This is a genomic window from Treponema brennaborense DSM 12168, from assembly GCF_000212415.1.
In the GTDB taxonomy this organism is placed as follows: domain Bacteria; phylum Spirochaetota; class Spirochaetia; order Treponematales; family Treponemataceae; genus Treponema_F; species Treponema_F brennaborense.
Map to the genome: position 1 here is coordinate 1,947,795 of NC_015500.1, position 20,551 is coordinate 1,968,345.

Consider the following 20,551-nt stretch of genomic DNA (forward strand, 5'->3'; position numbering starts at 1 on the left):
CAGTGGCAGCAGGTTAATCTATTTATTCATGCAGTCAAAGAGTATTCTGCATTATTTTACGGTATAGATTCGCCATACGGGACACAGCCGTATCCACGGAAAATAATTTCGCCCGTTCTACGTTACGCAGCCCCATTTCTGTGCGCAGAACTGGATTTTTGTACAATGTGTACACAGCTTTCACAAAGCCGCTGCAATCACTAGGCTCAAACAAAAAGCCGTTCACGCAGTCTTCTACAACGTCCACGTGTCCGCGGATTTTTGAAGCAACGACCGGAAGCCCGGTTGCAATGGATTCAATCATAGAAAGCGGCAGCCCTTCCTGATGGCTCGGCATAACAAGTACATCGCTTGCCCGGCAATAATCCGCCACGCGCTTCGTGTAGCCGGTAAACGTTACGTAATCCATCCCGTGTTCAGAAGCAAGCTGCCGATACGGCTCCAAAAGTTCACCCTTGCCGCACAGAACAACTTTCAGCTCCGGGATTTTTAACTTTAATTCCGGAAGGATATCAAAAAGCAGCCGGTGATTCTTGCGCGGAATAAACTCCGCCGTATAAATTAAGATAAAATCTTCAGGAGAAAAGCCAAGTTCCTTGCGCAGCGTAGTTTTTTCTTCCGGCGACCGCACCGGGCGGAAGCGTTCAAGGTTCACGCCGACTCCGTCAATTTTGTAGATCTTCGCCCTTGCCGTGGTATTCACGGTACTTGCTATATTCCCGGTATTTCCACCGTTTTCAGAATGACTCTTTTGCTTTTTCATAATCTTCCTCGTTTATGGTTACAATTACGTCCGTGCAGCGCGCAAGGTATTTTTCCATCGGGTAATACAAAAGCCAGTTTATAAGCGGCGCGCCCTTATAAAAGTGGAAGCCGTGCGCAGTGTAAATCACCTTGATTTTGTGTTCTTTCCATAACTTTTTTGCCGCAAGCCGGCCGATGACGCCGCCCATCGGCGTGTGGCAGTGCAGGATGTCATACCGGTTCTCGGCAAGGAGCTTTTTCAGCTGGCGGTACGCCTTTAAATTCGCAGGCGAGAAGGGCGAACGCGCGATTGCGATTGTGTACTGATTGTCGCACTCGCTGATTGTTTCCTCACCGGCAGAAGCATAGTCAACCTGCCAGCCCTGCTCGCGGAACCAGCGCATATACGGCAAGTTGAACTTGGAAAAGTTTGCGGTGTTGGAAAGAAAAAGGATTTTGTTCATAGTGATGCTCCGATTTCTTTCATAAAAGATTCATAAAAATTATTCTTGCTGAACTTGACGGCAAAATCATGATTAAGTCTGCCAAGTTCTTTCCTCTCTTTCTGATTCTTATATAAATCTTCTATATTTTTAATTATTTCTCCTACAAGTTTCTCATTCCGATTAAGAAGAACTGAGCTTTTCGGATTTGAATACTCAGGAATTCCGCCGCTTACTGTTGAAATAACCGGCAAGGAAGAAACACAGGCTTCTATGTTTGTTAATAAAGCAGCCTCATTACAGACAGACGGAAGTACCGCAACATCAGAAATCGCATAGTATTTCCACATTTCAGAATAAGGAACGAATCCTGCAAACAGCACGTCATTTATCTTGTTTTCTATGATTTTTGCCAGCCATTTCTGAAATGTATTTTTTGCATTGCTTCCAAAAAAATTTGTGCCGACAATCATAAGCCTCGCATTTTGAATACTCAGTTCTGAAAATGCCCCACATAATTTGTCTATGCCTTTTTCCGCACTTAATCTTCCTGCAAAAATAATCAGAAAATCATCTTTCTTTATTCCCTGCAACTTTCTGAATTCCGTTCGCTCATCGTCAGTCAGTTTTTGTGAAAAAAGCTCCGTGTCAATTCCATTTCTTACAACTTTGTATTCCGCCTTACCGTGCGGATATTTTTTCTTATAGCATTTTGAAATAAAATCGCTGACGGTAAGAATTTTACTGCAATTTTCAATCTGTTTTCTGCATGTAAAATTACCGTTCGGTTCATTGTGAGCATGATAGAAAAATTTATCCGCATATTTTTCGTTAATCTTTTTATCTTTCATCACCAAAAACAACGAATGATGATTCTCTGCAACGACGCAATCAAAATCATTTTCAATCAATACTTTTTTTGTCGAATATATGTAATAAAGACGTGAAAAAATGCATCGAAAAGAATTTGACTTTCGCTTAAAGACAAGTTGCGCAGCAAAATAAACAATTTTATCCAGCAAAGTCATAACCGCCGGTATTCTTGAAAAATAAAATTTCGTCTGAGTATATCCCAAAGCGCGTTTTTCTGCCTCACTGTCATAAATTGATGTAACGGCAAACTCGGCATCCTTTTGCACTTCATTTTTTTGCAGAACTATATCAATTAAACATTCAACAGCTCCGCCCCTAACAGGAGGAACTGGCAATGTGCCTGCGGATAATATGCAGATTTTCTTCATTTTACTGCTCCGTCCTTCTTTAAAACTGTAAAAAAATAAAACCAAATAATTTTTAGCAATGCTTTAAGTTTGTTTTTTTCTTTATAGAATAAATATGATTTCGTTTTCTTGAAATTTTCAGATACGGTATTCAGCTCATACAAAAACTCGGTTTTATTTTCTGAGCTTATAATCCGTCGGAAAATATGAAAATTTACTCCTGCAGAATACTTCCAACAAGCTTTTTGCAGTTTAGGAAACATATCCGATATATTCTGAATCAACATTTGAGAATTTTTTATTGCATCCATTTGCATAGAAGAAAATGAACTGCTTGTAATTGAACTGGAATTACAAAGGTTATAAAAAAGAGTAATCTTATTAACTAAAACAAAATCACCGCAAGAACAAAACAAGCGAAACGCAATCTCAACATCTTCGTAAATACACGTGGCAAAACCGATGTTGTCAAAAACAGTCTTACGAAAAAGCTTATTCCATGCAAAGAAATATGGTTGCTGTGTATTCAAAGCATGAAAAAAAGCATCTTCCAATGAAATTGTTATACACTTTGAAGGTTCTGATTTCTTTCTAAGAGAAAAATTTTCATTTCGGACTGCACAATGCTGTCCTGTACAAACATTTTTGTCTCCAATATGTTTAACAAGAAGTTCCAGGGCATATTCTGTTACCCAATCATCACTATCAAGAAAAAATACAAACTCTCCGTCCGCTTCTTGCAACCCTTTGTTACGAGAAGCGGACGGACCGGAATTTTCTTGAGAAATAATTTTAAAGCGCCAATCTTTTTTACAAAACTCTTCACAGATTTCTAAAGACTTGTCAGTGGAACCGTCATTTATTATTAGACATTCAAAATTTTTATACGTCTGCTCCTGAACACTTGTTAGACATCGAAGAACATATTTCTCCGTATTATATACGGGAACAATTATCGTAACCAATCCGTCCATTTTATCTCCCATGTGTTTCATAATATCTGTTTAGTTGATGCTGAATTCGTAGAGATGAACTTGGCGGATTAAACAGGCTATAGTAAGGTTTATATCTTTTTGCTTCATCATCAGTTCTAAAAAAAATGAAATTTACAGGTCCTTGCACACTATAAAAAAGCAATACCAAAAAAATAATTAGAGTCTTGAAAAAACTGTTTGTTTTTATTATGAAAAAATCCCTTAGAAACAAAGTTATAGCTATAAATTCAAAACATAAAAAAAGGTAACTGAGCCGTCCTAATACAATCACAGGAAGACCGAAACATTCCAAAATAAGACCAATCCATGTAAGTTTGTATATAAGTATTTCAGTTTTGCTGTTTGTATGTGCAGAGAAAACCGCAATCCATACAACAATCCGTCTGGAAAACCAACCAACGCCATAAAACCCGGCATTTGAAGTCATGTTGGTAAGAGAAAAGTATATGTCTATCATTCTAATTATTTTTGAAGGAATAAAAGGAAGTTTTGCAATTAGAAGGAACAGAAACCTGAGTACCATCCAATTTCCTAAAAGGATATATGCAAGAAGCAAAATGAAAAACATCTTTTTCTTGTTCAATTCTGTAACTTTTATAAAGAACATGACAAAAAGCAGAAAAGACGAATAATGAAATAATGTTCCAACAAGTGTAAGTATAAAAGCACTTCGCTTTTTTTTATCTGCAAATTTCATTACTGCCAGCAATGAAAAAGCAATCGCGATTTCTTGTCGCACAAATCCCATTTGGAGAATATGATAGTAAAAGCAAGCATAACAAAAAATTGAAAGAGCTGGAAACGGCGAGAATTTTTTATAGCACTTAAAAATCACACTACAGCAGAACAATGAAACGAAAATTTGCATACCATAAAAATTCAGTCCAAAAAACTTGCAAATCGCATATAAAGCAATAAAAAAGGGTTCGCAATTATCTTTTAAAAGGCTCTTAGGAAAATCTTGATAATATAACTCGTAAGGAATCCAGTCATAGCCTGTCTTATAGCGAAACGCACAGACAAAGAAAAAAATCAAAAATAAAAAATAAAATAGTACTTTCTGAAGTTCTTTTTGAGAATGAAATAATACATTGCCATTATTTTTACAGGGAACATATATTTCAAAAAGAATCGGCAAAAAAAATGAAGAAAACAGCAATGCATACATCATAGAAGTGCTCCGTCAAACAGCTTTTCCCATTTTTCCGCTATTTTCGTTATTGAGAACCTCTGTATATGTTCATAACCTTCCTTGCGAATTTTCAATAGAGAGTCATCATCTAAATCGAAGGCCACACAGGCAGTATCCGCATATTGTGAGATATTATGAGGGTGTATAAGAAATCCGTTTTTTTCATTTTCAATGATTTCCTTTGCCGAACTATAGGAGTCAAAAGCAAAAGGAATGCAGCCATATTCCATAGCTTCCACAAGAACAAGTCCCCATCCCTCTTTTGAAGTCAGAAAAAGAAATGATGCCCTCTTGTAAAAATCCGCAACATTTTTTTGATTGCCTACAAGAAATACTTTTTTAAGATTCATACGGTGGATATCTTTTTCAAGCCGCTGTCTGTCTAAGCCGTCTCCCACGATACATAAGGAATAATCCGTTCTTCTTGATTCTATTTTTTTCCAGACTTTCAATAATTCCGGAATATTTTTATCATGATAATGAAGTCGTCCTACAAACAATACTAACTTCTCTTTTGGGTACATACAAAAAGTTTCTGTTGAAAAAACATGCGGATTTGTAAGTGATATTATTTTATGCTCATATTTTTTAAAACCGGGAAGTTTAAGGATGTCATTCTTAAAATATTGAGACAGCAAAATATACTTGTCAGAATATTTTACTCCAGTCCAAAACCCAATATATACGGAAAACAGAATATAAACAAAATAAATCGGGAACAAAGCGGCTTTTGCAAAATGCACAATTCCATGAGAAGTTAGTACAGAATACCAAGCTGCAGAAAGACAATACGAAAGGGTAGCAATTATAGCATGATGATGATGATAGAAGATTTTTACGTTTTTTATATTCATTTTCTTAACATTTTTTATAATATTTGCTCCAACATTCACATGGCAGACTAGGATTCTTACATTCATTTCTCTTATCATTTTTTCCAGCTGCTTTGCGAAATTATAAGGAGGAAGATAAAAATGTCTTTCTGATTTCTCTCCTACATCGAGTGACAGTGTATATACTTCATATTTTTCAGAATTATTAAGTGCATTTTTTAAGTTAAAAACGACTCTTTCAATTCCACCGGAAGTTGGCAGAGGAGCATATTGAGAAAGAAAAAAAATCACGGGTTTATCTTTTTCCCCCATTTCAATCCACCTTATAAACAGAAAATAGTATTGAAATTTTTGGATTAGACATTCAAAACCTCCGACAGGAACCTTTTTCCGCCGCTACAATGTGTTTTAAAATTTTCTTTAACTTCTGTTGAATATATTTCGCAGCCTGTAATTTTTTCAGGTATTTTTTCTACGTATCTTTCTTCAAGCTGTATTGAATTAAGCAAGTCCGTAATCCGCTCGGAACGAATCTCCAATTTTAGAACATAAAACGGGCGTTCAAATATTAAACTGAATGCGGTAGCATGGAAACTTGTAGTAATAACTAAATCAGCGTTTGCAACATAACCCAGAAATTCTTCTACAGAAATTCCTTTTACAAAATGCTGTTTTCTGCAAAATAGTTTTCTTAAAGATTTCAGATATACTATTTGAATTACTTTTTTTTCGAGACGTATTGCCGTTTTTTCAACTTCGCTGTCAAAGTTTAGATTATCAGCAATTTTATATGCAAGAATGTAGCCGTTTTGTTTTGGAGCTTTAGCAATTGCCAGCCAAGCATTCTTTGAAAGCAAAAACACAGGATCGCAAACAGCCTTTATGTCTTTTCGGGCTGTCATGCAGGAGATTTTCTCTGCAAGAGTTTTTTCCCTGCATGAAATGCCTTTGAACTTTAAAAGCAATTCTTTTATTTCTTGTTCTTTTATTTCACCGCCGTCGCTTGCGCCGTAGGCAATCTTTACGCCGTCAAAGCCATTGCCAAAATAGGATAGGTCGCCGGCCGTAAGCACGGGATTCCAAATCTGATCCGAGCCGTAAAAAATCATGTCGTATTTCGTGATGTCCGAAGAACCGAGCGAAAGAAAACGTTCCCTGAACTTTTTGAACTGATTCCGCTTCCCAAGGGCAGCCGGAATGTAAAGGAACTGAGTGATATTGGCTCTCAGTTTCTTTCTAATGGACAGGATCCTATACGATTTCTCAATTTCATTGTTTCTATAATCGGCCGCGCAGACTTCATCATTAGGGAACAGCTTTTTCAAACTTTCCTGCAATGCGTAGCACTGCAAAACCGCACCATAATTGTCCGCATTGTGAAAAGTGAGGATTCCGATTTTCATATCAAGCACACTCCTTAAAAGAAGTATGCCAATGAGCATAAACTGACCCAAAAATTTGGAATAATGCGCCGTGTGTTTTTCTTACAATTTTGAGAAAAGAATTATTAGTTGCTGCTCCAGCCATATGTTCTGGCTGAAAAGAGAAATGATTTTTGGCTAACGACGCGTACTGTGCTTCTTAAAACAACTCGCTGTGGGAGTTTATTCTAAATGCTGTCAGCAGAAGCGCATCTTTATATTTTGGCTCAAGAATTTCATCATTAGCAAGACGATTTATTATTGCCTTTGCCAGTTTTCTGTCCGGTGTTGATAGTTTTGCATAATCCTTGTCAAACCGTTTTGTCGCGGCAATTCTATAAACCATGGGCGACATCATACTCATCCATGGAAGCGAAAGTGTTTAGAGTCCCGTTGTGGAACTCCTCTAGAATTTCCGCCTTTAACTCATCTGCATGGGAACTCTGTTTTTTTATGGAAACTTTAGCTTCAGGATACAGCTTACATACGCTTTTCAAGGCAGAGACAAGAGCATTATCCGCATTTTGAATCGTCATATTCACAACCATAAAAAACCTCCGGCAAAATCTTACACAGCCTACATCAAAAATCAATTATCTTTCCAGCGCGCCCCCTTTCATCAGTTTTTTAAGTTTTATTGCCCGTTCCTTTCCGATTAGCAGAACAATAAGTTTCTTTATCTTTGCCCTTAATGTCCGTTCCGGCTTGAAGCAGTGCTTCTTCATGCTCCATTCCAGACCTTGCGTTGCGTAGTCATTGAAGAAGCTTTCTCTGTCGATTCTCGGGCGCGGATAACCGCGCAAAGGGAGGTTTCGTCCGGCGCAGTCGGAAAGCAGGATGTTTTTCACCGTCATAAACTTTCTTGCGTGTCCGAACATTTCCCGGCCTTTCTCCGTATTCACGAGGACAAGGCTTGTACCGCGATTCGAGTTGAACATATCCGGATGCACGTCCTCCGCTCCCCAAAAATCTCCTATTGAGATGTCTGCAACCCTCTCTTTTCCTGCATACTTGCATTCGTAGCAGGACGGCCGCAAAATGCAATCTGTTCCAAGGAACAGATTGTTGAACGCGTCAGTGTTCAACAATTCACCGCGACACGAACCGTCGGAATATGAAATCTTCCTGAACGGCGTTGTCCAGCCTTTTTCTTTTCCGCGGAATTCAAAATCGGTTATCTTCTTTCCGGCTTTTTTCTCGCATAGCCCTATATATTCTCTGAAAATCAGCGGCGGCGGCACTCCGTGGCATATTATCTCGAGCAGGAACAAGTTTACCGGCACTTTCCCGCCGAAAAAGTGCTTTACCGCATCAATCTGACACGGCGTACCGGACACAAGCACCGGCCGCTCAGTTTCCGTCTGCCGTTTTATTTCCGCGTAGGCATTTCCCATGTCGCTCTGCACATACTTCGAGCCGCGGAACAAGTCACGCCTGTCCTTGGAGTCAGCTGCATCGCATATCACATTGAAATCCTTGTCATAGCGATGACCGAATACAACGCCGTTGTTTCCCAAAATACAGTCGGAAATATGGGTGAACATACCGCCGCTCGCGGAGTTTTCAAGGACATCAGCTGAATTCGAGAACGCTGCGCAGAACTGTCCTTCGTCGGCAATCGGCAGCAATGCGCCGCCGGGAACAGAACTTCTGTCCGAAGCCGGGCAGACTTTTCGGCACTGTCCGCAATCTATGCATTTATTGCCGTCAATAATGGGATACCAGAATCCTTCCTCATCAGATTCAAAACTAATGGCATTCGTTTTGCAGACTGACGCACATACCTTGCAGCCGCAGCAGCCCGACTTTACTCCGTCATCAAGAAACACGGCGGAACCTCCCCTTTACTTTCAGCAGCAGGTTCTTCCGCTCGTCCCTGCCCATCCCGACGAGCAGGACGAATATTCCGGAGGACGCGACAGCAGAGAGAACAACCGCAAGAAATTCGACAACCGGATTTGAAACCAGCATCTTCAGCACCACGGGAACGACAGCCGAAAGCAAGGCGACCGAAACGACAGGAACGACAACACTGGCGCCAAATGCCCGCAGGGAAAATGCGGTCAGCCTTTTTACTATCAGGAGACGGACAACAAAGGCAGCAAAAGTTATACAGATTGAAACTACCATTACGGAAACTGCAGGACATCCTGTTTTCAACGCGATATATGAGACCGGTAGATTCAAAAGAAGGATTCCGCCCACGACGCCCTGATACAGCTTTATCTTACCCGTTGCCTGCGCAAGCGTCATAATCGAATAACTTATGGAGTCTATCAACGCATCGATTAAGGCAAGCTGCGTAAAAACCACTGCTAATTCCGGCGGATTCTTGAGCCAGATTTTAAGCACGAAATCCATTTCCAATACAAGCGGAAGCGAGAAAATATACATCAGGAAAAAGGTAATTTTGCACCCATAAAACACAAGGCTGTTGCATTCGTTTTTTTTATTTGAGGCATAACTCTTTATAATCTGCGGGCGCACCGCCGTACTGAAATTCTGGCTGAAACTTGCTACGGCGCTATTCACCTGAGAAGCGATTGCCCTCGCCGCGTTCACTACGGGGGTAAAGAACAGGTTCAAAAGAATGTTCGTAATCTGGTTCTTGAAGACGCCGACCATCGAGCCGAACAGGTTCCATCCCGAATATCCGACGATTTCCCGGAACAGCGCGCCGTCCCGGACAAACCGCACACGGCACTCATCGTAATGGCGGAGGCAGTAAAATCGGTATATCCCCGTATTTATAAATGCAACTGCCGCTAAAAGAACGCCGTAGAGGGAAAGTTTGTCAAACGGCAGAAATTTTAGCAGAAACACAATTCCGAGCTTGAGCGCTGCCTCCGCGATGCTTGCGTAGGCGTAGACGCTCATGTTCTCGTGGGCGATTATTGAAGCCATATACGGGGTTGTAATCAAAGTTAAAAGGAACGAGACGATTGATGCCTGAAAAATCCAGTTTGCCGCAGCCAGCCTCTCCGACGGAATGACCAGCTTGTTGTTCATAAACCACAGCCCCGCCGTCTCCGCCAAGACGATGACAGCAAGCGCAATCAGGACGTAAATCTGTAAGGTAACGGAAAACGTCGTCTTTAAATGTTCCGTGTCGCCCTTTCCTAAGTCGAATGAGAAATACCGCTGGCTTGCGGTCGCCATCGCGCCGCTCAAAAAGCCGAACATCGTGACCACTCCCGCCACGACGTTGTATATCCCGTAGTCCTCCGCGCCGAGCACGTCCAAAACCACGCGCACGGTGTACAAACTCACCAGCATTATAAGTATCTGCCGGAAGTAGAGGAAAAGCGTGTTGCGCGCTATGCGCGAGGTGCTGCTTGCGGTCCCGCCCTCGGTACGGAATGATGTCATCTGCAATCCATTCTCCCCCGCGTGTTAGCGTATTCGGCGGCGCAGACGTTCGCCGCTTTTGAGTGCGCGGTCTGGCAACCGTCAGCAGAAGCTGCTTTTTCCGTGTCGGTTGCGCTCCCCCGCGCAATAGCCGCTTCCCGCTGTGCTTCCGCCGCCGCCCTTGCCACGGCGCACGCAAAACGCGCGCTTCTGTCCGCCGTTCTAAAATCGAGCATAGAGTCCGCCGCGGCAAGCGATTCTACCAATGCCGCGGTGTACACGCCACAGCCGTCAACGCGGAGCACCGGCCGTTCGCCCTCCGTGCACCCTGACAGCCACAAACCGCCGTCCACCGCACAAAGCGCTTCATCACCCAATATGCGTGCCATTGCAAGCTGCCGCTCGTCTGCACCGTCGCCGGTGTCCGCGCAGCACGCGGTTGCACCGTCGTCAGCGTTCCAAATCTCCGCACCGTCATCGTCCGCACCGTCATCGTCCGCCGGAACAAGCGCCGCGCACGTGTCGAACACCGTAACCTGTTTTTTGCATGTTTCTTCTATATAACTACGCTTAATTTCCGTGCCGCCGACGGAGAAGCCGTCCCCTGTCAGCCCGTCGTGCTCGTTTCCGCAGAAATACAGGAACAGAAAATCAGTTCCGCATTCCGCAGCACGCCGCAGAATGAATTTCAGCAGGGGAACGTCAACGCCTTCGGGAAGAATCAAAATCTCCCTGTCCGCCCAAGCGCCGCCGGCCGTACTTTTGAGAAAATCGTATATGCTGCAAATTGATTTCTGCTGGAATCCCGCTTTAGAGGAAGTTCCGGCAAGAACGGCGTAACGAATCAAAGATATCTCCCAAATTTCCAAAACAATAAAATCATAGTATAATAGGCACATCATTTTATGCTTTACCTACATTCTACACTAATTTAGTGTACTTGTAAATAAATAAAGCACAAATTTTTAGTATTCTATTTCTATGGATTTTCGTTCTAGATTAAGAGAAGAAATTGAATATTCAGGGATGCTCTATAAGGAAGTTGCAGCAAAAGCAGGAATTACAAAGCGAACGATGGACAGTTATGTAGGAGCACGAGGGTGTATGCCGTCTGCAGATATTGCCGTTAAAATTGCACAAGTTCTTGGCGTAAGCGTGGAATATCTTGTAACGGGGAATGAAGCAGAAAACTCAATTTCAAAAAAGGATTATCATATTATCACATGCCTGAAAAAACTTCCTGATTATGAACGCAATGCGCTTGAACAATATATAGAAACAATAGCAAAGTCACAAAACTAAAAACATTGTTTTTTCCGGATAATCCGAGACTGTCCGCCGGCTCGTCCGAAATGGCATAAACATTTATAAGCAACGCAGCGTGCGGCGTTTCACCTCACCCGTATCGTTGTCATAAATACAGTCTATAAACAATTACCGTGCGTCACCACTCTCCCTTGCAGAGAGTCTCCTCCCTTGCAGGGAGGGGGTTGTTCTGATATACTGGTTCCATGCAGGGAACCGTTTTAAACGGCAGCAACAACGTATTTGCCGTAGAATGCGACGACGGAGTCATCCGCCACTGTTCGATAAAAGGAAAAAAGCTTAAAGATTCTCAAGGATATTACAACCCGTTGGCCCCCGGCGACCGTGCGGAAATTCAGCCCGATGAACTGGACGAAGAATCGGGGCAGATTCTCTCACTCGTTCCGCGCAAAAACGAATTCGTCCGATGGAACGTAAAAGGTCGCGCACCGCAGCTGCTTGCGGCGAATTTGGACTACCTGCTGATCGTTACCACCCCCGACGAGCCGCCCTTTCGTCCCCGTTTTATCGATCGTGCGCTTGCGCAGGCCGAATACGCGGGCATAACGCCGGTCATCATCTGCAACAAATATGATCTGAAACCTGACACAGACGTGGAATACAGACTGAACAATTGGGAACAAATCGGTTATACCGTTCTCCGCGTATCCGCCAGAACGGGCGAAGGACTGCCGGCGCTCGCTGCTTTAATGGAAAACGCCTTATGCGCGCTGGTCGGCCAATCGGGCGTCGGCAAATCGAGTCTGATAAACGTCCTCGATTCGACCTGCGTGCTTAAAACCGGCAGCCTTTCCGAAAAATACGGGCGCGGCACGCACACGACGACGAAAGGTTCCCTCCTGCATATCACGCTGAACGAGTCGCTCGTCGGCGGCAGAAAAAACGCCGCCGCGTCCATCATCGACACGCCCGGAGTACGGCGCTTCGTACTGCACGACATTGAAGCGTGCGACCTCGCGCTGTATTTCAGGGAAATGAAGCCGCTGCTGGGAAAATGTTCGTTCGGGATGTCATGCGCGCACCGAAGTGAACCTGGCTGTAAAATACAGGAAGCGGTTTACGCGGGCGTTATCAGCGAAGAACGCTTTGAAAGCTGGGAACGCATCTGCGCGGAAATCAGCAGCGGCAGCTGGGAAGATTAGCGCATCACTGAGGCAAAAAGAGTATGAGCAATTCACCTGATACACGCGAAACGAATTTCGAGCCGAAAACGCTCGCACAGCTTGATTATTACCGCATCAGAAACGACGTTGCAGGCTGCTGCGTCAGCCAGGACGGTAAAACGGAACTGGAACAGCGGGACCCCCTTACCGACCGGGAAGAAATCGCGCGGCTGAAAGCGGAAGCGGCGGAATGGACCGTTTACTTGAATTCGGCCCGTGCGAGCGCACTTTCGTCGTGGGAACCGGTGCTCCGCCTGACCGATATGCTCGCGGTGGAAGGAGCCGCGCTTGAACTGGACGACGTACGCATGTTGAATACGTTCTGCACCGTTACCCTGCACGCGGCGCAGACCATCGCGCGCGCGGCCAAGGAACTGCCGCTGCCGCTGCTTGCGGACTTGGCTGCCCGGATTCCGGATACGGGACAACCCGCACAATTGATCGGCAGAATCATAGATCCCGCGGGGCAGCTGCGCGATCTGCCGGAACTGCGCGCAATCCGCGAACACATCGGCCGATTGCGGCGTGAAATAGATTCCCTCATCAGAAATTACACCGCGGATACCGCGCTCCGCGACACGCTGCAGTCCGACGTTCCCGTTCTGCGAGCCGACAGGCAAGTTCTCGCAGTTCGGGCCGGCAGCAAAAACAAAATCCGCGGCATCATTCACGAAGTTTCCCAAACCGGCCAAACCGTTTATATCGAACCGGACGACGTCGTCCGCAAAAACAACGACCTCGTTCAGGAACAATTCAAATTGGACGCGGAAATCAGACGGATTCTGCGCGACTTGACCGCGCAGCTGTCTCCGTTCAAAGACGATATCGTAAACGCACGACAGTGCATGATCCGGCTCGACGTAACGCACGCAGCCGCCCGCTGGGGAATCGAGCAGAAAGCCGTATTCGCAGCGGATACCGAAGCGCAGCCGGTGTTGGTACAGGCGCGGCATCCGCTGCTGGGAGCAAAAGCGGTGCCGATAGACCTCGCCTTTCCGAAAGACTGCCGCGTGCTGATCATCACCGGACCGAACACCGGCGGAAAAACGGTAACGCTCAAGACTGTCGCGCTGTTCACCCTGCTCAATCAAAGCGGATTTCCCGTTCCCGCAAAAGAAGGAACGCGGCTGCCGGTCCGCACCGGCGTGTTCGCCGACATCGGCGACGAACAGTCGCTCGATCAATCGCTTTCGACTTTTTCCGGTCACATGAAGAACATCGCGGACACGCTCACCCGCGCAGATTCCGACAGCCTCGTACTGCTCGACGAACTGGGCAGCGGCACCGATCCGCAGGAAGGCGGCGCTATAGCGATGGCGGTGCTCGACGCGCTCATAGAAAAACGTTCGTTCGTACTGGTAACGACCCACCACGGCGTGCTGAAAAACTACGGCTACACGCACCGCGCGTGCGTCAACGCTTCGGCGGAATTCGACGAAACGACGCTCGCGCCGACGTACCGTATCAGAACCGGTATTCCCGGCGAAAGCCGCGCGCTCGATATCGCACGCCGGAACGGATTGCCGCCGGAGGTTGTAGATAAAGCCGCTTCATACCTGATCAGCGAACAGGCCGACGTTTCGGCGATGATCCGCGGACTGACGGCGAAACACGAAGCCGCCGATCTGCTCGAAAAACAGCTGCGCCAGGACCAGCAGCGGCTCCGGGAACAGCGCCGCGCCGCCGATCTGAAATCCCTCCGCCTGAAACAGACCGAATGGGAACTCGCACACGAAGGCAATCGCGAAACGCGCCGGTTTCTGGAAGAAAGCCGCAAAATGCTTGAAAATCTGGTGCGGGAACTGCGTGAAGGCGAAATTACCCGCGAAAAGACCCGCGCGGTAAAGCGGTTCATTACCGAACTGGCGCAGAACGTTCAGGAGCGCGGCGACTTGCTCGACGAACAGGAAGAATCGCTCGCACGCGAACAGGCGGCGTTTACCGAACGGGAAAAACAGTATGAAACGGCAGCCGCAAAACCGCCGCATACGGCGAAAAAAAGACTGAAAAACGCCGACGCGTTCGCCGCCGCAAAATCCGCCGCTCAGGACGGGCAAGCGTTCGGTACCCGAACGGACGACAGCCGGAGCCTTCCCGGCTTTGAAGCGGGAACGGAAGTGCTGACCGGATCGGCGAACCGCCGCGGCACGCTGCTGCGGAAATCGGGTAAAAACAGCTGGATTGTCCAAGTAGGCAGTATGAAACTGACGCTTAAAGAAAAAGATTTGACGCCGGTCGCACCGCATGCCGCAGAAAAACCGTCGGTTACCGTCGATTTTGCTGCGGAAACCTCATCAGGATACGGTGAAACCGGAAAAGCGGAGGACGACGCGGGCCGGGATGCACGGAACCGAAACGACGCAGTGCCTGCGTTTGAATTGCGGCTGCTTGGAATGCGGTATGAAGAAGCGGTTAAAGCGCTCGAAAGGCAGCTCGATCTTGCAAGCATACGGGGACTGCACGATTTTTCGATTATTCACGGAAAAGGAAGCGGCGTGCTGCAGCAAGCCGTACAGGATTATCTTGCCCATTATCCGGGCGTCGCGGAATTTCATTTTGCCCGGCCGGAAGACGGCGGTACCGGTAAAACGTACGTGCACTTGGATACGAACTGAAAGTTTCCGCAAAAAAAAACCGCCTGTTCTCAAAACGGGCGGCTTCAATATTACGCGATTACGGCCGGACTCACCGTCCGGCGGCAAACCGCGTAACCGTTTATTCTTTTATCAGTAAATTATACGCTTCCATCGGCGTTTTTACGGCGAGCAATGCGTCGCGCAGTTCGCGGTTTTTCAGTTTCGAGCTGAAAAACGACAACGTCTGCAGATAATACGAATGCTGATTATACGCGGCGGCAATCATGAACAGCAGCCGAACCGGCGTGTCGTCAATCGTCTGAAAATCGATGATATCGGTTTTGCTGATACCTACGGACATGACCAAATCGGTAACCGAAGACAGGCGCACGTGCGGAATCGCAATACCGCTGCCGATCGCAGTAGACATCAAATCTTCACGTTTCAGTATTTCGACCGCCAATTCCTGCGCGTATTTTACCTGCGGCGCAGTGCTCAAATTATTTGCCAGTTCAACCAGCGCGTCGTGTTTCGTCGAATGATTCAGGAAAACAATGCGGTCGGGCGACAATATATTTTTGACCTGAACGGCCGTGCTGTGCGATACGGGCTTCGTTCCCGAAGACAAACGGTCGTTCACCCATTTTTCGATTTCGGATTTTTTAAATCGCCATACGGTACCGATCTTACCGGAAGGGATTTCCCCTTTCTGAGCCCAGTCATATACGGTGCGTTCCGAAACACGCAAATATTTAGCAACTTCTTCTATTGTAAGTATATCGTCGTCCACGACTTTCTCCTTATGCAGTAAAACAGTACCGTTTACGTTCTTATTTTGCATTGTTTACGCTTTTATGTCAAGGCTTACGCCGCGTTATTGAACCAATTCGTGCAGGGAATCGTACGGGTACAAAGCGCCGAGCGTCGTGGAAACGAGTTCGTCTTCATTACTGCCGAAAAAAACCGGCGTTTCAGGCGGCGCGAATTCGGTGAGCACCTGCCGGCAAGCGCCGCACGGACCGACCGGATAATCGGAACGGGGCGTAGCGATAGCCAGCGCTTTAAATGTCGTATGACCGGCGGCAATCGCCGTAAACACCGCCGTCCGTTCGGCACAGTTGGTAAGACCGAACGAGCGGTTTTCTATATTGGCACCGGTAACGACGGTTCCGTCGCTCAGCAATAAGGCGGCTCCCACCGGAAAATGCGAATACGGCGAATATGATTTTTCAGCAGCCCGGAGCGCAGCCCGATAAAACGCGCGTATCTGATCTTTTTCCATAATTACTCCCATAACAATACACAGCCCGAATCGCCGTGAAGCGCGGCATGACAGCCGGAAGGCGGCAGCGGAACAAGGCGACCTCTTTACAAATACCTTTCATTATTATACCATAAATATATGAAATTTAAAGGAAGTGTCCGTTTTTTTATTATCACCGGATGTATTTTTTTGCTCGTATATATGGTCGCGGCAGTCAGACCGCTCGGCTCGGAACTGCAGTTGATTCCCTGCTGGACGATATCCGTTACCGAACATGTTCCGGTACCGGACGCACCGCCGCTACCGGCGGAAACTGCGCTCATACCGTTTAAGCTCGGCCAAAACATGGGATATTTTACACCGGACGGAACCGTTGCCGTTCTGGAAAGTTTTCCGTTTAAAGCAGCAATCTCACCGGTATACCGGGCGGCGTACGGTCCGGACGCGGTGAACATTCCGTTTTACACGCCTGACCGGCTTGAACCGGCTGCAGTTATCGGCGGAAGCGGCTTTCCCTTTTTCGATGAGGAGCGAATTTTCCTTTTCATGCCGGGCGGAGCTTCGCTCGCGCAGTACGACGCCTCCGGCGCCAAAAAGTGGCAGTTTGAAGGATACGTGCCTATCGTTGCGTTCGCCTCATCCGCCGCCGGCTGCGCCGCAGGATACGCGGACGGAACGGTAATCGTATTCGACGCGGACGGAACGGTCAAACAGACGTTCGTTCCCGGCGGCAGCGACTATCCGATCATTCTGGGCGTCGACATTACCGAATCGGGCACACAGATCGCCTGCGTTTCGGGAATAGACCGGCAGCGCTTCGTTTTGACGCAGGAAAAGGACGGCATCAGCAAGATCGTGTTTCATACGTATCTGAACGGCAATATGCGCAGTCCGGCGCTCGTCCGATTCAACAAAGCCGGCAGCACCGTGTTTTACGCTTGCACGGACGGGCTCGGCATCGTCGACTGCGCAACGTTCAAAAATAAAATCATTGCGCTCCCCGGAACGATTCTTGCCGTTGAAGAAACGCAGATTCCCGGCGTAGTCTGCGTACTGGCAAAGGAAAAATCGACATATTCGGTTTATATTGTCGAACAGTTCGGCAATCTGATCGGACACTTTTCGTTTACGGCCGACTATGCGTTTATCGATACCGACGCGGATTCCCTGTACGTGGGCAGAAACGACACGATTTCACGAATCAGACTGGAACGAAAATGAACCGACGCGCGAAGAGGAGTTTGACATGAAAAAATTTTACCGGACAATCCGGCTTTTTACCGTTCTGAGCGGCGTTTTGCTGAGTATACACGCCGCTGCCGCTTTCGACTGGCCGCAAACGCCGGTATACGCCGATTCGTTTTATTCGCTATTCGGACAGCTGCGCGGAACGGTGTTCGGCACGTCGCTCATCTTTACCGAACCGGAAGAAATTACCGCTGCGGGCGACGGAATCGTGCTCGTTGAAATCGGCGGCGAATCGGGTGAGATGGGCTGGTTCGATTCACCGCTCGGAAACACAGTGATCGTCGCGCACAACGATAAACTGCTGAGCGTATACGCGAATCTCGAAACGGTTGCGCTCGACGATCAGGCGGAACAGGTGTCGATCGGCACGCCGCTCGGAAAAAGCGGCAGTTCCGGCTGGCAGCAGGGAAAAAGCAGTCTCGAATTTCAAATCGTAGATACTAAAAACAAAACGGTTATAAATCCGCGGATGCTCATGCCGCATATGGAAGCGGAACAGCCGCTCAGATTGGCGGGCATCACGGCGGTCAGCAAGCAGGGTGAGGTGTTCGACCTGCGGGTCAGACGTACGCTCCCGTCCGGAGTTTACCTGCTCTATAGGGAACGGCCGAATACCGTCATGCCGTACAAAACGATCGTTTCGGTCAACGGCGCGGCCGTGGAAACGATCACGTTCGACATGCTGAACCGGAACGGAAACCGGATCGGCGTCATGGGCAAAAAAAATTACCCGGTGGAAGCGGTTTATCCCGACAACACCCGGCAGCTGCTGGCGGAAGTGACGTTTTCCCGCGGAAAAAACACGCTGACCGTAACGGCGGCGGACATAAACGGAACGGAATATCCGCTGACGTACATCCTCGACATAAAATAAAACCGCCGCCGACCGATGCCGCCGAAAAGCGGTTTCAGTACGAGCGGCGATGCAACGGTGCGGACGCTACCGGAGCTGCCGAAAAGCCCGGCGCGTTTGCGCCGATCTCAATCCGGTCATTTACCGTATAAATGTTCAAATTCGTGCATTTTTTCCATCGCGCGTTTTTTACACTGACCGCAGCCGGTGCCGATTTTCGTACGGGACTGCAAGTCTTCCCAAGTACGGTCGCCGGCTTTATACGCTTCTTCAAGATCGCGATCCGTTACGTTCAGACACGTACAGATAACTTCAACCTGTTCCTGGCCGGATAAAGACGGTTTTCCGTTCTTCGACAGATAATCGTCGATCGCCGAACGAAGCGCTTTGTCGCCCAGAACCGAGCAGTGTATCTTATTCGGCGGCAAACCGCCCAGCCGCGCCACGATATCCTGCGGCCGCAGTTTGTACGCTTCCTGAATCTTCATGCCTTTAACGGCCTCGGACAGAATCGAAGTCGACGCGATCGCACTCGCGCAGCCGTACGTCTTCCATCTGATATCCTGAATCACATCGTCTTTTATCCGCAGCAGAATCAGCATCTGATCTCCGCACTGTATGTTGCCGACGATTCCGCGGCCGTCGCACGGCCATTCGGATTCTTCGCCCATCAGCACGTTTTTGGGATTCATAAAATGTTCTTTAACCACATCGGAATACAACCATTCGTCCATATATGCTCCTATTTACGCAACTGTTACTTACCGTACGACACGGTGGACATTTTCCGCAGTTTTTCAATAACCGGCGGGAATGTCTTCAAAATATATTCGATATGAGATTCCGTACTGTATTTGCCGAAACTGAACCGGATCGAACCGTGTGCCAGTTCCGGGCCGAGTCCCGTCGCCAGCAGAACGTGCGACGGTTCGAGACTCGCCGACGCGCACGCGGATCCCGTTGAAGCCGAAACGCCCAGCAGATCCAGATGCAGCAGAATCGCCTCGCCTTCCGCACCGGGGAACGACACGTCGAGCGTGTTCGGCAACACCTTTTCCGGATGACCGTTTATTTTTATACCGGGCACGGAAGCAAGCAGTCCGTCGCGGAATTTATCGCGGAGCGCGCGGGTGTGCCGGCCGTATTCGTCAAGTTCCGCAAGCGCGAGTTCCGCCGCGAAGCCGTACGCCGCGATCGCCGGGCCGTTGTACGTTCCGGCGCGCAGACCGTGTTCCTGATGCCCGCCGCGGATAAGCGGTTCTATCGGACAGCCCCTTTTGACAAACAGCGCGCCGATTCCTTTCGGCGCGTAAATTTTATGTCCGGAAAACGTCGCGTAATCGACGTCCCAGTCTTTGACGTCCACGGGAATTTTTCCCGCAGCCTGCACCGCGTCCGTATGGAACAGCGCCCCCGCTTCGTGCGCACGGCGGCATAACGTTTTGATATCCTGAATCGTACCGATTTCATTGTTCGCCGTCATGACGGAGACGAGCAGCGGTTTTTTCGCGAGCGCGGCTTCATACGCATCCGCTTTTACGATTCCGTCGCCGTCGACGGGCAAATAGATCACTTCCATACCGAACTGTTCGGCAAGCCGTTTTGACGATTCAAGCACGCACGGGTGTTCGATGGTCGTCGTAACGACGACGTTTCTGCCACGCTTTTTACCGAGCTGCACCATCGTATTGAACACGGTGTTGTTCGACTCGGATCCGCCGGACGTAAAAATGATTTCAGCCGCATCGGCGTGTATCAAAGCGGCTACCTGCGCGCGGGCTTTTTCAATGTCGTGCGCGACGACCCGTCCGTCTTCATGCAGACTGGAACCGTTCGCATATTTATTCAATTCCGCGACGTAAAAATCACGCACTTCATGCGAAAGCGGCGTGGTCGCGTTATAATCAAGATAGATACGTTCCATG

At 47.5% G+C, this 20,551-nt stretch carries 21 protein-coding genes; 5 read left to right on the plus strand and 16 right to left on the minus strand.

The window, feature by feature from the left end:
- Positions 1 to 34: 34 nt before the first annotated feature.
- From TREBR_RS13700 to TREBR_RS08535, 12 genes are all read right to left on the minus strand, one after another.
- On the minus strand, positions 35 to 763 hold the full coding sequence (locus TREBR_RS13700; RefSeq protein ID WP_052296170.1) for a glycosyltransferase family 4 protein: 729 nt from the start codon (positions 761 to 763) through the stop codon (positions 35 to 37).
- A complete protein-coding gene (locus TREBR_RS13705; protein WP_052296171.1) occupies positions 738 to 1,208 on the minus strand; it encodes a glycosyltransferase in 471 nt (156 codons plus the stop codon). Before TREBR_RS13705 ends, TREBR_RS13700 begins: the two co-directional genes overlap by 26 nt.
- Complete coding sequence (locus TREBR_RS08490; RefSeq protein WP_013758777.1) at positions 1,205 to 2,428, minus strand: glycosyltransferase family 4 protein; 1,224 nt, start codon at positions 2,426 to 2,428, stop codon at positions 1,205 to 1,207. The genes TREBR_RS13705 and TREBR_RS08490 overlap by 4 nt, the downstream gene beginning before the upstream one ends.
- Positions 2,425 to 3,393, minus strand: a complete 969-nt coding sequence (locus TREBR_RS08495; protein ID WP_169310633.1) for a glycosyltransferase family 2 protein — start codon at positions 3,391 to 3,393, stop codon at positions 2,425 to 2,427. Before TREBR_RS08495 ends, TREBR_RS08490 begins: the two co-directional genes overlap by 4 nt.
- Complete coding sequence (locus tag TREBR_RS08500; RefSeq protein WP_013758779.1) at positions 3,383 to 4,573, minus strand: EpsG family protein; 1,191 nt, start codon at positions 4,571 to 4,573, stop codon at positions 3,383 to 3,385. Before TREBR_RS08500 ends, TREBR_RS08495 begins: the two co-directional genes overlap by 11 nt.
- Positions 4,570 to 5,739: a glycosyltransferase gene (locus TREBR_RS13710; RefSeq protein ID WP_013758780.1), complete on the minus strand. Its 1,170-nt coding sequence runs from the start codon at positions 5,737 to 5,739 to the stop codon at positions 4,570 to 4,572. Before TREBR_RS13710 ends, TREBR_RS08500 begins: the two co-directional genes overlap by 4 nt.
- Before the next feature lie 44 nt (positions 5,740 to 5,783).
- Positions 5,784 to 6,830, minus strand: a complete 1,047-nt coding sequence (locus tag TREBR_RS13715) for a polysaccharide pyruvyl transferase family protein (protein WP_013758781.1) — start codon at positions 6,828 to 6,830, stop codon at positions 5,784 to 5,786.
- A 178-nt stretch (positions 6,831 to 7,008) separates the two neighbouring features.
- Positions 7,009 to 7,194 (minus strand): type II toxin-antitoxin system RelE/ParE family toxin, encoded by a 186-nt coding sequence (locus TREBR_RS08515; protein ID WP_041610389.1) that lies wholly within the window; start codon positions 7,192 to 7,194, stop codon positions 7,009 to 7,011.
- Positions 7,184 to 7,396: a hypothetical protein gene (locus tag TREBR_RS08520; protein WP_013758783.1), complete on the minus strand. Its 213-nt coding sequence runs from the start codon at positions 7,394 to 7,396 to the stop codon at positions 7,184 to 7,186. The genes TREBR_RS08515 and TREBR_RS08520 overlap by 11 nt, the downstream gene beginning before the upstream one ends.
- 45 nt (positions 7,397 to 7,441) lie before the next feature.
- Positions 7,442 to 8,677 (minus strand): Coenzyme F420 hydrogenase/dehydrogenase, beta subunit C-terminal domain, encoded by a 1,236-nt coding sequence (locus TREBR_RS08525; RefSeq protein ID WP_013758784.1) that lies wholly within the window; start codon positions 8,675 to 8,677, stop codon positions 7,442 to 7,444.
- On the minus strand, positions 8,667 to 10,217 hold the full coding sequence (locus TREBR_RS08530) for a lipopolysaccharide biosynthesis protein (protein WP_013758785.1): 1,551 nt from the start codon (positions 10,215 to 10,217) through the stop codon (positions 8,667 to 8,669). The genes TREBR_RS08525 and TREBR_RS08530 overlap by 11 nt, the downstream gene beginning before the upstream one ends.
- Positions 10,214 to 11,044, minus strand: a complete 831-nt coding sequence (locus tag TREBR_RS08535) for a hypothetical protein (RefSeq protein ID WP_041610390.1) — start codon at positions 11,042 to 11,044, stop codon at positions 10,214 to 10,216. Before TREBR_RS08535 ends, TREBR_RS08530 begins: the two co-directional genes overlap by 4 nt.
- A gap of 133 nt (positions 11,045 to 11,177) precedes the next feature.
- On the opposite strand from TREBR_RS08535, the gene TREBR_RS14110 reads away from it, so the two are divergent.
- The 3 genes from TREBR_RS14110 (at position 11,178) to TREBR_RS08550 (ending at position 15,300) form a co-directional block, all read left to right on the plus strand.
- Entirely contained in the window at positions 11,178 to 11,498 is a 321-nt protein-coding gene (locus tag TREBR_RS14110; protein WP_013758787.1) for a helix-turn-helix domain-containing protein, read from the plus strand.
- Between the two features lie 209 nt (positions 11,499 to 11,707).
- Complete coding sequence (gene rsgA / locus TREBR_RS08545) at positions 11,708 to 12,664, plus strand: ribosome small subunit-dependent GTPase A (protein ID WP_013758788.1); 957 nt, start codon at positions 11,708 to 11,710, stop codon at positions 12,662 to 12,664.
- Between the two features lie 23 nt (positions 12,665 to 12,687).
- Complete coding sequence (locus TREBR_RS08550; RefSeq protein ID WP_013758789.1) at positions 12,688 to 15,300, plus strand: endonuclease MutS2; 2,613 nt, start codon at positions 12,688 to 12,690, stop codon at positions 15,298 to 15,300.
- A gap of 100 nt (positions 15,301 to 15,400) precedes the next feature.
- Here TREBR_RS08550 and TREBR_RS08555 read toward each other — a convergent pair whose 3' ends face one another.
- Positions 15,401 to 16,051 carry a PTS sugar transporter subunit IIA gene (locus TREBR_RS08555; protein ID WP_013758790.1) on the minus strand — a complete coding sequence of 217 codons (651 nt, stop codon included), beginning with the start codon at positions 16,049 to 16,051 and terminating at the stop codon, positions 15,401 to 15,403.
- Between the two features lie 84 nt (positions 16,052 to 16,135).
- The gene (locus TREBR_RS08560) at positions 16,136 to 16,543 is read right to left on the minus strand and encodes a cytidine deaminase (protein ID WP_013758791.1); all 408 of its coding nucleotides are present in this window, start codon (positions 16,541 to 16,543) and stop codon (positions 16,136 to 16,138) included.
- A gap of 120 nt (positions 16,544 to 16,663) precedes the next feature.
- Between TREBR_RS08560 and TREBR_RS13725 the strand changes: the two genes are divergently transcribed.
- Entirely contained in the window at positions 16,664 to 17,746 is a 1,083-nt protein-coding gene (locus TREBR_RS13725) for a hypothetical protein (protein ID WP_013758792.1), read from the plus strand.
- A gap of 25 nt (positions 17,747 to 17,771) precedes the next feature.
- Positions 17,772 to 18,647 carry a M23 family metallopeptidase gene (locus TREBR_RS08570; RefSeq protein ID WP_013758793.1) on the plus strand — a complete coding sequence of 292 codons (876 nt, stop codon included), beginning with the start codon at positions 17,772 to 17,774 and terminating at the stop codon, positions 18,645 to 18,647.
- A gap of 116 nt (positions 18,648 to 18,763) precedes the next feature.
- Here the strand turns inward: TREBR_RS08570 and TREBR_RS08575 are convergent, their stop codons facing one another.
- Positions 18,764 to 19,360 carry an iron-sulfur cluster assembly scaffold protein gene (locus TREBR_RS08575; RefSeq protein WP_013758794.1) on the minus strand — a complete coding sequence of 199 codons (597 nt, stop codon included), beginning with the start codon at positions 19,358 to 19,360 and terminating at the stop codon, positions 18,764 to 18,766.
- 23 nt (positions 19,361 to 19,383) lie between these two features.
- Positions 19,384 to 20,550, minus strand: coding sequence for a cysteine desulfurase family protein (locus tag TREBR_RS08580; protein ID WP_013758795.1), 1,167 nt, complete (start codon positions 20,548 to 20,550; stop codon positions 19,384 to 19,386).
- Between the last annotated feature and the right edge of the window lies 1 nt (position 20,551).